Origin of the sequence: Herbaspirillum sp. GW103 (genome assembly GCF_000261365.1) — a bacterium.
GTDB lineage: Bacteria > Pseudomonadota > Gammaproteobacteria > Burkholderiales > Burkholderiaceae_D > Herbaspirillum.
Map to the genome: position 1 here is coordinate 213,441 of NZ_AJVC01000005.1, position 15,693 is coordinate 229,133.

The window sequence follows — 15,693 nt, forward strand, 5'->3', positions numbered from 1 at the left end:
ATTTATACCGATGCCCGATCAAGCGCCCATCCTCATCCTGACCGCCCTGGAAAGTGAACTCGACGCCGCAGCGGCCCCGGCAGGCGTACAGGTGGTCTATTGCGGCGTGGGCAAGGTCAATGCCGCGCTGCATACGACGCAGGCCATCCTGACGCATCGTCCGCGCGCGCTCATCAATTTCGGCACGGCCGGCAAGATCGATCCCCTGCATGATGGCTTGCTGGAAGTGGCCGCCGTGCTCCAACGCGACATGGATGCCACTCCGCTGGCGCCGCGCGGGGTGACGCCGCTGATGAACCAGGAGCAACAACCCTCCCGATTGGTCTCCGGCTATCCGGGCGTCTTGTGCGGCACCGGCGACAGCTTCGTGACAGCCGCCGATGACTGGCTGCGGCAGCAGAAGGTGGATCTGGTGGATATGGAATTGTTTGCCATCGCCCGGGTATGCAGCCACTTCGGCATCCCTTGGCGGGCCTTCAAGTTCATCACCGATGGCGCCGATGACGATGCTGCCGATGACTGGCAGGCGCGCGTGCATCTGGGAGAGGAACTGTTCTGGCGGCATCTGCCGCTGGTGCTCAGGCAGTTCGATGCAGAACCTGCGCGTTGAGGCGCGCAGGCATCCAGGCCCGGATGGAAGACTTTGTCCGCGTTTGAAACTAAGTCATCATTCGCGCCGGAATTGCCTGCCGGATGGGCTCAGGCGAAGCGCCCGCCTTCGAGTGGGAAGCCCTTGAGGAATTCTGCGGCGGCCAGGCGCTTGCCGCCCGGCTTCTGCAATTCGGTCAGCAGCAACGCCCCTTCACCGCAGGCCACCACGATGCCGCCCTGGGCATCGGCCGACAGCACCTGTCCCGGCTCGCCCTGTTGCGCCACCTTGACCGGACGCGCCTGCCATAGCTTGACGACCGTATCGCCGAAACGACCGGTGGCGCCGGGGAAGGGATTGAAGGCGCGGATGCGGCGGGCCAGCTGGTCGGCGCTCTGGCTGAAGTCGAGCGCGGCCTCTTCCTTGGCGATCTTGGCGGCGTAATTGGCGCCCTCGTCGGGCTGCGGGGTGGCTGAGAGCTCGCCGCGCTCCAGCTTGGCAATGGCTTCCACGATCATCTTGCCGCCCAGCGCGGCCAGCTTGTCATGCAGGCTGCCGGTGGTGTCGTCCCCGGCGATGGGGACGCTTTCAATCAACATCATGGGGCCGGTATCGAGCCCCTCTTCCATCTGCATGATGGTGATGCCGGTCTCGGCATCGCCCGCCTCGATGGCGCGATGAATGGGCGCGGCACCGCGCCAGCGCGGCAGGAGCGAACCATGGATGTTGATGCAGCCGTAACGCGGGATGTCGAGCACGCTGCGCGGCAGGATCAGGCCGTAGGCCGCCACCACCATCACGTCATGCGGGGTCGATTGCAGCAGGGCATGGGCCTCCTGCGCCACCTCCGGATACTTGCCGTTCAGACGCAGCGAGACCGGCTGCGCTACGGGTGTGCCATGCTTGATCGCGCATTGCTTCACGGGCGAAGCCTGCAGCTGCATGCCGCGTCCGGCCGGGCGGTCGGGCTGGGTCAGCACCAGGGTGATCTCGTGACCGGCGGCGTAGAGTGCTTCGAGCGCAACGGCGGCAAATTCCGGCGTGCCGGCAAAAATGATCTTCATGAAAAACTCCAAAGGCGAGCAAGGCCGCCAGATTTACGGATTGCGTTGCTTGTGCGGGGCGCGGGCGAAGGCCATATCGTACAGCCAGTTCGGCAGCAATCTCAGCAGCTTGGCCACCACGCCCATCTGCCAGGGAATGACGCGATAGCTCACGCCCTCGGTAATGCTCTCGACAGCGCGCTCGGCAAAGCGCTCCACCGGCATCAGGAAGGGCATGGGATAGGTGTTCACGCGCGTCATCGGGGTATCGATGTAGCCGGGCGCGATGGTGACGACCTGGATGCCGCTGCCGCGCAATTCCACCCGCAGCGATTCGCAGTAGCTGATGACGGCGGCCTTGGAGGCGCTGTAGGCGCCCGCCCCCGGCAGGCCGCGAATGCCGGCCACGCTGCCGATGCCGACCAGGCGGCAGCGGCGGCGCTGGTCCTCGGGCGCCGCCTTCATGCGCGCCACGAAGGGCGTGAAGGTGGCAAAGGTGGCCGTGACGTTGACGGCCAGGATGCGTTCGAAGGCCGGCAGGTCTTCCTGGTATTCGGTCAGCGTGCCCTGCGAAATGCCGGCGTTGGCAATGACCACGTCGGCCCCGCCGAACTCGGTCAGGAAGGCGTCGGCGGCCGCAGCCAGCGCGGCGTGGTCGGTCACGTCGACGGCATAGACGCGGTGCCGCTCAGCATGCGGCAGGCTGGCGCACAAGGCCTCCAGCTCGACCTTGCGCCGTGCGACCAGGCCGAGGATGGCGCCACGCCGGGCATAGGCCCGCGCCAGCGCCATGCCGATACCGCTGGAAGCTCCGGTCAGGAACACGCGTTCCTGGGCTGCAACGACGGGAAGGTTGGCCATGCCTGCTCCTGAGGTGATATGAAGGTTTAGGTAATTCCTGCTGCCCAAATGACAACGGTCCGCGGCCTTGCGGACGCGGACCGTGCGGAACGGGTGAAGCTTATTTCTTTTTTGCGTGGCTGCTGCCGGCGGCCTTCTCGGCGGCCACCTTGGCCACCAGATGGTCCATCACCTGCAGGGCAGCGGCTTGCTGCATCGATTCCGGCTGATTGGCCAGGGCCACGCCGACCACGGCGGGCGAGGTGACATAGCGGCCATCGATGGCAATCATGGGTACGCCGTCGACCTTGTAGGCTTCCTGGAGCTGGGCTGCGCGACGAGCCTTGGTCTGGATGCCGAAGGAGTTGTAGAGGTCGAGGAATTTCTGCTTGTCCAGGCCGATCTTTTCGATGTAGGCCAGGATGGTCTTGTCGGTATTGATGCGCTGGCCTTCGACGTGGATGGCGTGGAAGATCTTGGGGGTCAGCTCTTCAGCCTTGCCCATGGCTTCCAGAGTGTAGTAGAGCTTCTGCTGCGGCACGAAGCTGTCGCGGAAGGCCACCGGCACCTTCTTGAAGTTGATCTTGTCACCCTGCTTCTTGACCCAGGCCGTCAGCGACGGGTCCCAGGCGGCGCAGTGCGGGCAGTCGAACCAGAAGAATTCGGTCACCTCGACCTTGTTGCCGGAATCGGTCGGCTGGGCCTGCTCCAGCACGCGGTAGTCGCTGCCCACTTGCGGATTGGCCGGCGAGGCCGAGGCGCCAACGCTGGCGGTGAAGGCCAGTACGCCGAAGCTGACCGCGGCCAGCAGCTTTTGATGGAAACGCATGGTATTACCCTCTCTGATGGATAGTCGGTGGGACAGGCCGGTAGCCGTCCCGCGCCCGTCGTGCCGGTCGGTCATCCCCTGCCGCCGGCATCCACGGGTGCATTCTGATTATTTGGGAATGCGCACGATGGCAGCATCGACCCCGTTATCGGACAGCTTGCTGCGCGTACGGTTCATCGCGTCGGCATGCTCGAAGGGACCGATGCGCACGCGATAGAGCACGCCGCTGTCGGCAGTGCGTTCGCTGACCTTGGCCTCAAAGCCCAGCAGGGCCAGCTTGGCACGGCCACTTTCGGCGTCGGCCTGGTCGCGGAAGGCACCGGTCTGCAGGAAGTAGGTCCACTTGTCGTCGTTGGTGTCGTTCTTGGAGGTAGCAGACGTGGCCGCCGGGGCCTTGGCGTCGGGCCTGGACGGTGCCGGGCTGGCCTGCGGGGTCGGCGCCACCGGCGGGACCGGCTGCGCCGATGCCGTGTTGGGCGGCACCGGCGTCTGCGACTGCTGCTGGTCGCGCGCGGCATCGCGGGCGATGTCGCGGTTACCGTAGAGCGGCCGGTTGGGGTCGGCCGCCTGGGCCGGGGTCGGATCGGTGCGCTCGGGGCGCGCGACCTTGTTGACGAAGGGGATGGGCGACTTGGTGATCATCAATGCCACACCCACGGCGATCCCCAGGCCGACGATCAAACCCAGGATCAGGCCGAGCAGCGTACCGCCGGCCTGCTTGTGATATTTCGCGTTCAACGGTTTCACGTTTCTCTTTAGCTGCTTGTTTTAGCTTGTTTTACATTCTGGCCGGAGCCGATACGCCCAACAGTGCCAGGCCGTTGCGCAGCACCTGGCGGGTGGCGGACAACAGCGCCAGGCGTGCGGACCTGGTTGGGACATCATCGACCAGCACGCGTTCCGCATTGTAGTAGCTATGCAGTTCGCCTGCCAGATCGCGCAGGTAGAAGGCGACCTGGTGCGGTCCCAGCTCTTGCAGGGCGTGCGCCAGCATGTCCGGATACTCGGCCAGCTTGGCCAAGAGCGACGCTTCGCGCGGGGCCGTCAGCAGCGACAGGTCAGCCGTGCTCTTGAGCGCCTCTTCATCCACGCCCGACTTGCCCAGCACGGTGCAGATGCGGGCGTGCGCATACTGCACGTAATAGACCGGGTTTTCATCGGACTGCGCCAGCGCCAGGTCGACATCGAAGACGAACTCGGTATCGGCCTTGCGCGAGATGAGGAAGAAGCGCACCGCATCGCGGCCACGCGTGAGGTCGCGCTGCTCGCCCTCGACCGGCTCGCCGGCGGACCATTCGATGAGGTCGCGCAGGGTCACGTAGGAACCGGCACGCTTGGAGATCTTGACCTCTTCGCCATTGCGCATGACGGTGACCATCTTGTGCAGCACGTAGTCGGGATAACCCTGGGGAATGCCCACGCCGGCGGCTTGCAGGCCGGCGCGCACGCGCGCGATGGTGCCGTGGTGGTCGCTGCCCTGGATATTGATGACCTTGCCGTAGCCGCGTTGCCACTTGTTGATGTGATAGGCGACATCGGGCACGAAGTAGGTATAGGTGCCGTCGGTCTTCTTCATGACGCGATCCTTGTCGTCGCCATAGTCGGTGGTACGCAGCCACAGCGCGCCATCCTGTTCATACGTCTTGCCGGCGGCGACCAGCGCGTCCACGGCGGCGGCCACCTTGCCGTCGGCGTAGAGCGAGGATTCCAGATAGTAATTGTCGAACTTCACGCCGAAGGCCTGCAGGTCCAGGTCTTGTTCATGACGCAGGTAGGCCACGGCAAAGCGACGGATCGATTCGATGTCGTCGACCTCGCCGCTGCCGGTGACGGGCTCGCCATCGCTGGCCGAAACGGTCTTCTTGTCGAGGAAGTCGCGCGCGATGTCGGCGATGTAGTCGCCGTTGTAGGCCGACTCGGGCCACGCGGCGTCACCCGGCTTGAAGCCACGTGCACGCGCCTGCACCGAGGTGGCCAGGGTGGCGATCTGCACGCCGGCATCGTTGTAGTAGAACTCGCGCAGCACATCAAAGCCCTGGGCTTCCAGCAGCGACGACAGCGCATCGCCCAGCGCGCCCTGGCGGCCATGGCCCACGTGCAGCGGACCGGTGGGGTTGGCCGAGACGAACTCGACCAGCACCTTCTTGCCGGCGCCCAGGCTGCCACGGCCGAAGGCCTCGCCCTGTTCGTGGATCACCTTGACCACCGCCTGCTTGGCAGCGGCCGCCACACGCAGGTTGATGAAGCCCGGGCCGGCGATCTCGACGGATTCCACCAGCCCCTCGCGCGCCGGGTCGGCCATGACGGCGGCGACGATGGCTTGCGCCAGCTCGCGCGGATTCTTCTTGAGCGGCTTGGCCAGCTGCATGGCGATGTTGCAGGCGATGTCGCCGTGCGAGGCATCGCGCGGACGCTCCAGGGTGATGGTCGGGGTCAGGCCGCTATCAGCCAGCAGCGGCTGCAAGGCGGACGAGAACAGGTCGGAGATGCGTTGTTTCTGTTGTGCGAGCATGGGAATGAGGGGTAAAGCGGAAGCGGCCGAGGCGCTGGTCTGGCAGGCTGCGCCGCGCGGAGGGATCGCTTGCAATTGGTTGAGCAACCGAGATTATACCGGCTAGGCGCACCCTGTAGACTGCCCGAGCAAGCAGCTTGCGTGCGGGCAAGCTCTCTGCGCCAGAAAGATGCCTCAATCACAACAAATCTGTTACCCCGATTTTTGCAAAAAGCTTCACCCGCAACTTCACAACCGCCCTGCCGCCCGCCTGCTGCGGCCCTGTCTTCATATATCGACCGGATCGACTTCCAGCGACCAGCGGGCGCGGGTTTTCAGCTGCCGCAGCGCGGCCAGCCATTGTTTCAGGAAGCCCTGCAGGGCGGGGCGTGACGGGCACTCAACGAGCAACTGCGCGCGCTCGACATTGGCCACCCGCATCAGGGTCATCGGGATGGGCTCGTTGATGGTGATGGCGGGCGCCTCCAGCAGGGTGGCGGCTTGCTTCAGGAAGGCCAGGGCCGTGTCCAGTTCGCGCGCCTCGGCGCGCAGCAGCGCCTGATACATGAAGGGCGGGAAATGGGCCTGGCGGCGCTCCTCCAGCAGCTCGTCGGCAAAGCCGTCGTAGTCGTGGCGCATCACGGCCTGGTACAGCGGGTGATGCGGGTAGCGGGTCTGAATGAGCACCTCGCCCGAGCTGCCGTCGGCCGACAGCCCGGCCCGGCCGGCGCGGCCGGCCACCTGCATGAGCTGGGCGAAGAGCCGTTCGCTGGCGCGGTAATCGTGCGAGAACAGCGCCGTATCCGGATTGAGCACGCCCACCAGCGTGAGCTTTTTGAAGTCATGCCCCTTGGCCACCATCTGGGTGCCGACCAGGATATCCACCTCGCCCCGGTGCACGCTGTCGAAGGCGCTCTGGGCCGAACCTTTCAGGCGGGTCGAATCGGCATCGATGCGCAGCACGCGGGCGCCGGGGAAGATCGCCTGCAAGCCCTCTTCCACCCGCTGGGTGCCGCGCCCCAGCGGCTGCAGATCAACATTGCCGCAGGTCGGGCAGGCGCGCGGGATGGCCAGTTCCAGGCTGCAATGGTGGCAGCGCAGGCGCCGCTCGGGGCGGTGCACCACCATGAAGGCATCGCAGCGCATGCAGTTGCTGATCCAGCCGCAGGCATCACAGGCCAGCACCGGGGCATAGCCGCGGCGGTTGAGGAACAGCAGCGACTGCTCGCCCTGCTCCAGGCGCTTGCGCACGGCGGCGATCAGGCCGGCGGTGAGGCCATCGACTGGCTTGTCGCGCTCCATGTCGATCACCTTGACGGTGGGCAGCACCGCCTGCTGGGCGGCGCGCTGGCGCAGTTCCAGGCGGCGGTAGCGGCCGGCCTGGGCGTGATGCCAGGTTTCCAGCGAAGGCGTGGCCGAGCCCAGCACCACCGGGATGCCGAGCTGGTGCGCCCGCCACACGGCCAGGTCGCGGGCGGAATAGCGAAGACCCTCTTGCTGCTTGTAGGAAGGATCGTGCTCCTCGTCGATGACGATGAGCTTGAGCGCAGGCAACGAAGACAGGATCGCCAGCCGTGTACCCAGCACGATGTGGGCCTGCCCCAGGTGCGCGGCCAGCCAGTTGCGGGCGCGCTCGCCCTCGGCCAGGCCGCTGTGCAGCGCGACCACGTTCAGATGCGGGAAGCGCGCGCGGATATTGCCTTCCAGTTGCGGCGTGAGGTTGATTTCCGGCACCAGCACCAGGATCTGGGCCGGGGCCACGGCGGGATCGACGGGCGCAGCTTGCGATGCGGCAGCCTCATCGGCAGCGCGACGCAGGATGGCAGCGGCCGCTTGCAGGTAGACCTCGGTCTTGCCGCTGCCGGTGACGCCGTACAGGAGCAGCGGCGCAAAGTCCTTTGCGCCGGCGATGGCGTCCACGGCCTGCTGCTGCGCCGGGTTCAGCGCAGGCGCTTCACCCAGATGCAGCGGATCAGGGGCATCCGGCGGCACTAACTCCGCCACCGCCGGAGGAATGGCTTCTGCCTCGGTGCGGGTCTTGCGCCTGGCCTTGCTCTTCTTGGGTGCGGCCAGACGGCCCAGGGCCTTGAGCGCCTTGTCCAGCGCGACCGTGGTCAGGGCGCGCAGGTTCTTGGGCAGGCCCGGCAGCATCACCTCGCCCAGCGGGCGCTGGTAATAGTTGGCAGCAAAGCCGCACAGCGCCAGCCAGTGCGCTGACATCGGCGGCAACTGATGGCGCACGGCAATGACATCCTTGATCTTGTCGGCCTGCAGGTCGGTCTGCGCCGCATGACCGACCACCACCCCCACCGCCTCACGGCGGCCGAACGGTACCACCACCAGTTGGCCAATGGCCGGCATGGGTTCGTCCGGCGTGGCGGGTTGCCAGCGGTAATCGAAGACGGTATGCAGGGGCGTATCGAGCGCCACCTGAAGCAGACATTGTTCCACGAACTTAAAGTCAATCCTGAAAAACCCGGCTAAGCCTCGGTTTCATCATCATTTTTGGACCTATCCACACAGGCTGTGGATAACTTTGGGGACAAGTACCCCTTGACATTTCGCCACGCAGACTGGCTCTGGCCTGCGGCGCACTGCCCAACGGCGAGGCAAAAAATAAAGCCAACAAAATCAATGACTTGGACTCATCTCTTGTCCTGCAGAAAAAAAATTTGCAGCGAAGTATTGTGCAGGTGCCAAAATCATCCAGTGTGCATAAGTCCTTCCGGCGGCACCACGGAGCCGGCGTTTGTCAAGCCCTGAGCGGCAAAAATTTGTCGGCTTTGGCTTGCAGGCTGCCGCCTCCTTGTCCTACAAACTTAAAGTAAACCTTCAAAGATTTCGATAAGCGGCGGTTTTGTAAACGCTTTTCGATCTTATGCACAGCAGCTGTGGATAACTTTGTGGGCAAGTGCCTCTTGACAAGGCCGAAGCCCACGGCCAGCGCGGTTTCCCGCAAAAACGCGTCAAGACGGCGAAAAAATAAACCCAATAAAATCAATGACTTGTGCAACACCCTTCTGCACAATCCTTCATATTCAAATAAATTTGATTCTCAACAAGAAAATGGGCCGCCATGTGCATAAGTCCCGGTGCACTGGCAAGGATGTGCATCGGGACTTGCCCATCCGCACAAATACGAACAGATAACGACAGATATACGCACGTTCAACCGCGCAGAGCGCGGCTGATCTCGTGGACGGCCTGGGCGAGGGTTGCCACGGCTTGCGGCGGGGTGTGCTGGGAGATGCCGTGACCGAGGTTGAAGACGTGGCCGCTGCCGGCGCCGGGGCGGCCGAAGGATTCCAGCAGCTTGCGCACTTCCGCCCGGATGGCGTCGTCGCCGGCGAAGAGCACGTTGGGATCCAGATTGCCTTGCAGTGCCACCTTGTCGCCCACGCGGCGACGGGCCTCACCCAGGTTGACGGTCCAGTCCAGGCCGACGGCGTCGGCACCGATGGCGGCGATCTGCTCCAGCCACAGGCCACCGCCCTTGGTGAAGACGATCACCGGAATCTGCTGACCATCTTGCAGGCGCTGCAACTGGCTGACCACCTGCTCCATGTAGGCCAGCGAGAATTGCTGGTAGATGCCATCGGCCAGGGCACCGCCCCAGGTATCGAAGATCATCACGGCCTGTGCACCGGCGGCGATCTGCGCGTTCAGGTAGGCGGCCACGGCATCGGCGTTGGTCTTGAGGATGTGGTGCATCAGGTCCGGACGACGGTAGAGCAGGCTCTTGACCAGGCGGAAGTCATCCGAGCCGCCGCCCTCGACCATGTAGCAGGCCAGCGTCCAGGGACTGCCGGAGAAGCCGATCAGGGGCACGCGGCCATCGAGTTCGCGGCGGATCTGGGTGACGGCCTTGAAGACGTAGTCCAGCTTGTCCAGGTCCGGTGCCCGCAGGGCCTGGATGGCGGCCTCGTCGCGCAGCGGGCGCTCGAACTTGGGACCCTCACCTTCAGCGAAATACAGGCCCAGGCCCATGGCGTCGGGCACGGTGAGGATGTCGGAGAAGAGGATGGCGGCGTCCAGCGGATAACGTTCCAGCGGCTGCAACGTGACCTCGGTGGCGTAGTCGGGATTGGTGGCCAGACCCATGAAGGAACCGGCGCGAGCGCGCGTGGCGCGGTATTCGGGCAGGTAGCGACCGGCCTGGCGCATCAGCCACAGCGGCGTGTAGTCGGTGGGCTGGCGCAGCAGCGCACGCAGGAAGGTATCGTTTTTGAGCGGAGCGAAGGTGGACATGGAAGAGGAAGAGGACATGGTCGGCCTGCAATGCGGTCTGACGACAATCCGGCATTATCTCATCCTCCGCGCATGGCTTCCGGCTAATTGTCGCTATCGGCGTGCGCTGATATTGATGCAGGTCCTGGCGCGCGGTTTTGCTATGATCTGGCAGCAGTATTTAAGCGGCCCATCCAATCAACTAGAACCCATTTAGAAGCGGGCCGCGTTCATCATTGATCATCCATCATCACATCCACGAGGAGACTCCATGAAGTCCATCATCCGTACCGCCCTGCTGGCGGGTCTGGCGGTTCTGTCATTTTCGCTGTCGCTGTCGGCGGCACAGGCCGACGAGGCGCTCCCCGCTTCGCGCCTGGACCAGGTCATCAAGGCTGGCAAGCTGCGCATCTGCATGACCGGTGACTACAAGCCCTTCACCTATTACCGCCCTGACCAGACTTTCGAAGGCATGGATGTGGAACTGGGCCAGTCCCTGGCCAAGTCGCTGGGCGTGGAGGCGCAGTTCGTCAAGACCACCTGGAGCAACCTGATGAACGACTTCGTCGCCCAGTGCGACATCGCCATGGGGGGCATCTCGATCACCCTGGACCGCGCCCGCAAGGCAGCCTTCTCGGAGCCGGTGATGGTCGATGGCAAGGCGCCCATCATCCGCTGCGCCGACAAGGACAAGTTCCGCAACTTCGACATGATCGACCAGCCTGGTACGCGCGCCATCGTCAACCCCGGCGGCACCAACGAGCGCTTTGCCAAGGCCCGCTACAAGAATGCCACCCTGACGCTGCATCCGGACAACGTCACCATCTTCCAGCAGATCGTCGACGGCAAGGCCGATGTGATGGTCACCGATGCCAGCGAGACGCGCTGGCAATCCAAGCTGCATCCGGAGCTGTGCCCGGTACAGCCTGACCAGCCGCTGCAGTTCGCTGAAAAGGCTTACCTGCTGCCGCGCGGTGATGTCGCCTTCAAGGCCTATGTGGATACCTGGCTGCACCTGGCCAAGGCCACCGGCGAATATCAGCGCATCTTCGACAAGTGGCTGAAATAAGCCAGAGCGCGGCGGCCCCGCCCCTCTTGTTCAGTCGAACTTGAGATCCTTGAGTTCGGGCTTGGGGTCGGGGAAGCGCAGCTTGAGCTTTTGCAGAGTCTCCAGGACCACATTGGCCACCAGCAGGTTGCGATGGGTCTTGGAGTCGGCCGGTACCACGTACCAGGGTGCATGCAGGGTACTGGTCTGGCGCAGCACCTCCTGGTAGCGCTGCTGGTAGGCGTCCCAGAACTTGCGCTCGGCCAGGTCTTGCGGATCGAATTTCCAGTGCTTCTCGGGATCATCGATGCGCGATTGCAGGCGTGACTTCTGCTCGGCCTTCGAGATGTGCAGGAAGAATTTCAGCACCACGGTCCCGGTTTCCCACAGCATGCGTTCGAAGTCGTTGATCTGACGATAGCGACGTTTGCATTCCTTCTCATCGATCCAGTCGTGCACGCGGGTGATGAGCACATCCTCATAGTGACTGCGGTTGAAGACCGCGATTTCCCCGGCCACCGGTACCTGCGCATGGACGCGCCACAGATAGTCGTGCGCCAGTTCGATGGCCGTCGGCCCCTTGAAGTTGGCGATACGGATGCCCTGCGGATTGACGGCGGCAAAGACGTCATTGACGGTGCCATCCTTGCCGCTGGTATCCATGCCCTGCAGGATCACCAGCACCTTGTGCTTGTGGCCGGCATACAGCATCTCCTGCTGCAGGCCGATCTGTGCGGCCAGACGCTGCACGGTGGCACGGTCGGTTTCCTTGTCGCCGCTGGAGAGCGGTTTGGTGGAGGCGTCGCTTTCCTTGAGGACGAACTTGGGATGGACGATGAATTGCGGCCCGATCTTCTTAGCCATGCTGTCTCGCTTTTCTCGTTATAAATGATTTACGGATTTCACCAGCCTGGCACTACAACACGCCATGCGACTGCCCCATGGCATGTTCGATCTTGATGCACTTGTCCATGACCACCTTCAACCCGGCCGCACGCGCGCGGGCGGCGGCTTCTTCGTGAACGATGTCGAGCTGCATCCACACGCATTGGGCGCCGATGGCGATGGCCTCGTCGACGATGGGCGGGATGTCGGCTGACTTGCGGAAGCAATCGACGATGGCGATGCGCAGGCCTTCCTGGGCCAATGCCGCGCTGGCCTCCTGCAGGTTGGCATGGCAATGCTCACCGAGGATGGTCTGGCCGGCATACATGGGATTGACGGCGACGATGCGGTATCCCGCTGACTGCAGATAGGCGGCTACCTCAAAGCTGGCACGCTCGGGGCGGTTGGACAGGCCGACCACGGCAATGATGGGCTTGCCATGCTGGCGCGCGGTGGGCGTCGAAGGGGATGCGGAAGATGCGGGTGCAGCTGACGACATGGGGGCTCCTGTCCGGCTGATGGAAATGAGGCTAATGCTATCAATGATTGGGTCGGACAGAATTGGTTCTATCCTTCACGTCCGCGCACTTTACCCGAGGATGAAAGTTGCCGCAGCGCCAGTGCGCGCGACATGCGGGCAAACTTGATCCAGGTTGATTCATACGGGCCGCAAGCCGCCAGATCTGGTCAGCCTTGGCGCCGCAGACGAGCCCCGGATCTGCAAGGAGGAACTCACTACGCGCATCAGAGGAAATGAGCGCGCATGAAAAAAGGCAGCCGAAGCTGCCTTTCATCTACTGCTGTACTGCTGTACTGCTGTGCTGCCGTGCCGGAGCACTCTTCGCCGGGAAGAACGCTACCAGCGATCAGCGCTTCTGACGCAACTTCTGGATCGCGGCCAGCTGTGCCACAGCGGCGGCCAGTTCGGCCTGGGCTGCAGCGTGGTCGATCTTGGAGTCGCGGTTGACCAGCGCTTCCTCGGCCAGACGCTTGGCTTCGGCGGCCTTGGCTTCGTCCAGGTCGGCACCACGGATGGCGGTGTCGGCCAGCACGGTCACGGCGTCGGGCTGCACTTCCAGGAGGCCGCCGGCCACGAACACGAATTCCTCGTGCGCCTGACCCGCGACCTTGATACGGACAGCACCTGGCTTGATGCGCGTGATCAGCGGGGTGTGACGGGGATAGATACCCAGCTCACCCGCTTCGCCCGGCAACGCGACGAATTCTGCCTCGCCGGAGAAGATTTCCTCTTCCGCCGAGACCACGTCCACGTGAATAGTATGTGCCATGTCGTTTCCTAGTCGATTGACCGCTCCTGCGAACAGGAGCGGCGCCAATGAATCAATGATGACTTACCGGCCGCTGCCACCCCGGATGAAGCATCCGATGCGGCAACGGCGTGGCGCGTCTTAGTTGATCTTCTTGGCCTTTTCGATTGCTTCGTCGATGGTACCGACCATGTAGAACGCTTGTTCCGGCAGGTGGTCCAGTTCGCCGCTGGCGATCATCTTGAAGCCCTTGATCGTGTCCTTCAACGAAACGTACTTGCCCGGGGAACCGGTGAACACTTCGGCGACGTGGAAGGGCTGCGACAGGAAACGCTGCATCTTGCGAGCACGTGCGACGATCAGCTTGTCTTCCGGTGCCAGTTCGTCCATGCCCAGAATGGCGATGATGTCACGCAGTTCCTTGTAGCGCTGCAGGGTGCCCTGAACAGCGCGTGCGGTCTCGTAGTGCTCCTGGCCGACCACTTGCGGGTCCAGCTGGCGCGAGGTCGAGTCCAGCGGATCGACGGCGGGGTAGATACCCAGCGAGGCGATGTCACGCGACAGAACGACGGTCGAGTCCAAGTGGGCGAAGGTGGTTGCCGGCGACGGGTCGGTCAAGTCATCCGCAGGGACGTACACGGCCTGGATCGAGGTGATCGAGCCAGTCTTGGTCGAGGTGATACGCTCTTGCAGGCGGCCCATTTCTTCGGCCAGCGTCGGCTGGTAGCCCACGGCGGACGGCATACGGCCCAGCAGCGCGGACACTTCGGTACCGGCCAGGGTGTAACGGTAGATGTTGTCGACGAAGAACAGCACGTCCTTGCCTTCGTCACGGAAACCTTCCGCGATGGTCAGGCCGGTCAGCGCCACGCGCAGACGGTTGCCCGGCGGTTCGTTCATCTGGCCGTAGACCATGGCGACCTTGGAGTTGGTCGGGTTTTCCAGGTCCACCACCTTGGCTTCTGCCATTTCATGGTAGAAGTCGTTACCTTCACGGGTACGCTCACCAACACCGGCGAACACGGACAGACCGCTGTGCGCCTTGGCGATGTTGTTGATCAGTTCCATCATGTTCACGGTCTTGCCCACACCGGCGCCACCGAACAGACCAACCTTACCACCCTTGGCGAACGGGCAGACCAGGTCAATGACCTTGATGCCGGTTTCCAGCAGCTCTTGCGAGGGCGACAGTTCGTCGTACGCGGGAGCCTTGCGGTGGATCGAAGCGGTTTGCTCGTGCGAGACCGGACCGCATTCGTCGATCGGGTTGCCCAGCACGTCCATGATGCGACCCAGGGTCGCGGTACCGACGGGCACAGTGATCGGCTTGCCGGTGTTCGAGATGGTCAGGCCGCGGCGCAGACCGTCCGACGAACCGAGCGCAATGGTACGAACCACGCCGTCGCCCAGCTGCTGCTGGACTTCCAGGGTCAGATCCGAACCTTCCAATTTCAAGGCATCGTAAACCTTGGGCATCGCATCGCGCGGAAACTCCACGTCCACCACAGCGCCGATACACTGAACGATTTTGCCATCAGCCATTTTCGTTCCTTCAATAGATAAAATTTAAATTCTGTTTCGCTACGCTACGCCAGCTGATCAGCCGACCGCAGCCGCACCGGCGACGATTTCCGACAGCTCTTTGGTAATGGCGGCCTGGCGAGTCTTGTTGTAGACCAACTTCAACTCACCGATCACGCTACCTGCGTTGTCGCTGGCGGCCTTCATCGCGACCATGCGCGCCGATTGCTCGGAGGCCATGTTCTCGGCGACGGCTTGATAGATCAGCGCTTCGACGTAACGCACCAGCAGTTCGTCCACCACGGATTGCACATCGGGCTCATAGATGTAGTCCCAGGAGTGCGCACCCTCGTCAGCCTTGAGCTTGTCGCTGGTCAGCGGCAGCAGCTGCTGCAGGGTGGCTTCCTGCTTCATCGTATTGATGAACTTGGTGTACACCAGGTACACCGCGTCCAGCTTGCCTTCCTGGTAAGCGTCGAGCAGCACCTTGACGGGGCCGATCAGCTTTTCCAGGTGCGGCGTATCACCCAGTTGCGTCACGTTGGCGGCCACACGGGCGCCGATGCGATTCAGAAAACCCAAACCCTTGTTGCCAATGGCGACGGTTTCAATGGACTTGCCCTGACCTTCCAGTTCACGGAACTTGTTGGTCAACAGACGCAGCGAGTTGGTGTTCATGCCGCCGCACAGACCCTTGTCGGTCGTGACGACGATGAAACCAACGCGCTTGGCCGTGTCTTGCTGGACCATGAACGGGTGCACGTACTCCGGATTGGCCTGCGACAAGTTGGCCGCAATGTTGCGGATCTTGTCGCTGTACGGGCGGGCTGCGTGCATCCGGTCCTGCGCCTTGCGCATTTTGGATGCCGCGACCATTTCCATCGCCTTGGTGATCTTCTTCGTATTTTCTACGCTCTTGATCTTGCCACGTATCTCTTTACCTGTAGCCATG

Annotated in this window: 15 protein-coding genes; 2 read left to right on the forward strand and 13 right to left on the reverse strand. The window is 63.2% G+C overall.

The window, feature by feature from the left end; genetic code table 11:
* Positions 1 to 10 precede the first annotated feature (10 nt).
* Complete coding sequence (locus GWL_RS18155) at positions 11 to 610, forward strand: 5'-methylthioadenosine/S-adenosylhomocysteine nucleosidase (RefSeq protein ID WP_008332967.1); 600 nt, start codon at positions 11 to 13, stop codon at positions 608 to 610.
* An 89-nt stretch (positions 611 to 699) separates the two neighbouring features.
* Here GWL_RS18155 and fmt read toward each other — a convergent pair whose 3' ends face one another.
* The 8 genes from fmt to hemE form a co-directional block, all read right to left on the reverse strand.
* Complete coding sequence (fmt, locus tag GWL_RS18160) at positions 700 to 1,653, reverse strand: methionyl-tRNA formyltransferase (protein WP_008332968.1); 954 nt, start codon at positions 1,651 to 1,653, stop codon at positions 700 to 702.
* 33 nt (positions 1,654 to 1,686) lie between these two features.
* Positions 1,687 to 2,493: an SDR family oxidoreductase gene (locus GWL_RS18165; protein ID WP_008332969.1), complete on the reverse strand. Its 807-nt coding sequence runs from the start codon at positions 2,491 to 2,493 to the stop codon at positions 1,687 to 1,689.
* Positions 2,494 to 2,593: 100 nt separating this feature from the next.
* Positions 2,594 to 3,301, reverse strand: a complete 708-nt coding sequence (locus GWL_RS18170; protein ID WP_008332970.1) for a thiol:disulfide interchange protein DsbA/DsbL — start codon at positions 3,299 to 3,301, stop codon at positions 2,594 to 2,596.
* A 108-nt stretch (positions 3,302 to 3,409) separates the two neighbouring features.
* Positions 3,410 to 4,048, reverse strand: a complete 639-nt coding sequence (locus GWL_RS18175; RefSeq protein WP_008332971.1) for an SPOR domain-containing protein — start codon at positions 4,046 to 4,048, stop codon at positions 3,410 to 3,412.
* A gap of 31 nt (positions 4,049 to 4,079) precedes the next feature.
* Positions 4,080 to 5,813 carry an arginine--tRNA ligase gene (gene argS, locus GWL_RS18180; RefSeq protein WP_034351406.1) on the reverse strand — a complete coding sequence of 578 codons (1,734 nt, stop codon included), beginning with the start codon at positions 5,811 to 5,813 and terminating at the stop codon, positions 4,080 to 4,082.
* A gap of 267 nt (positions 5,814 to 6,080) precedes the next feature.
* Entirely contained in the window at positions 6,081 to 8,243 is a 2,163-nt protein-coding gene (locus GWL_RS18185) for a primosomal protein N' (protein ID WP_008332973.1), read from the reverse strand.
* A gap of 301 nt (positions 8,244 to 8,544) precedes the next feature.
* Positions 8,545 to 8,805: a hypothetical protein gene (locus GWL_RS23495; RefSeq protein WP_157174283.1), complete on the reverse strand. Its 261-nt coding sequence runs from the start codon at positions 8,803 to 8,805 to the stop codon at positions 8,545 to 8,547.
* A 155-nt stretch (positions 8,806 to 8,960) separates the two neighbouring features.
* Positions 8,961 to 10,058: a uroporphyrinogen decarboxylase gene (hemE, locus tag GWL_RS18190; RefSeq protein WP_008332974.1), complete on the reverse strand. Its 1,098-nt coding sequence runs from the start codon at positions 10,056 to 10,058 to the stop codon at positions 8,961 to 8,963.
* 232 nt (positions 10,059 to 10,290) lie between these two features.
* Between hemE and GWL_RS18200 the strand changes: the two genes are divergently transcribed.
* Positions 10,291 to 11,088 carry a transporter substrate-binding domain-containing protein gene (locus GWL_RS18200; protein ID WP_008332975.1) on the forward strand — a complete coding sequence of 266 codons (798 nt, stop codon included), beginning with the start codon at positions 10,291 to 10,293 and terminating at the stop codon, positions 11,086 to 11,088.
* Between the two features lie 30 nt (positions 11,089 to 11,118).
* Here GWL_RS18200 and GWL_RS18205 read toward each other — a convergent pair whose 3' ends face one another.
* The 5 genes from GWL_RS18205 to atpG form a co-directional block, all read right to left on the reverse strand.
* Positions 11,119 to 11,931, reverse strand: coding sequence for a polyphosphate kinase 2 family protein (locus tag GWL_RS18205; RefSeq protein WP_008332976.1), 813 nt, complete (start codon positions 11,929 to 11,931; stop codon positions 11,119 to 11,121).
* Between the two features lie 52 nt (positions 11,932 to 11,983).
* Positions 11,984 to 12,451, reverse strand: a complete 468-nt coding sequence (locus tag GWL_RS18210; protein ID WP_008332977.1) for a CoA-binding protein — start codon at positions 12,449 to 12,451, stop codon at positions 11,984 to 11,986.
* A 367-nt stretch (positions 12,452 to 12,818) separates the two neighbouring features.
* Complete coding sequence (locus GWL_RS18215) at positions 12,819 to 13,241, reverse strand: F0F1 ATP synthase subunit epsilon (protein WP_008332978.1); 423 nt, start codon at positions 13,239 to 13,241, stop codon at positions 12,819 to 12,821.
* Between the two features lie 120 nt (positions 13,242 to 13,361).
* Positions 13,362 to 14,762: a F0F1 ATP synthase subunit beta gene (gene atpD / locus GWL_RS18220; protein WP_008332979.1), complete on the reverse strand. Its 1,401-nt coding sequence runs from the start codon at positions 14,760 to 14,762 to the stop codon at positions 13,362 to 13,364.
* 57 nt (positions 14,763 to 14,819) lie between these two features.
* On the reverse strand, positions 14,820 to 15,692 hold the full coding sequence (atpG, locus tag GWL_RS18225; RefSeq protein ID WP_008332980.1) for a F0F1 ATP synthase subunit gamma: 873 nt from the start codon (positions 15,690 to 15,692) through the stop codon (positions 14,820 to 14,822).
* Position 15,693: the final 1 nt, after the last annotated feature.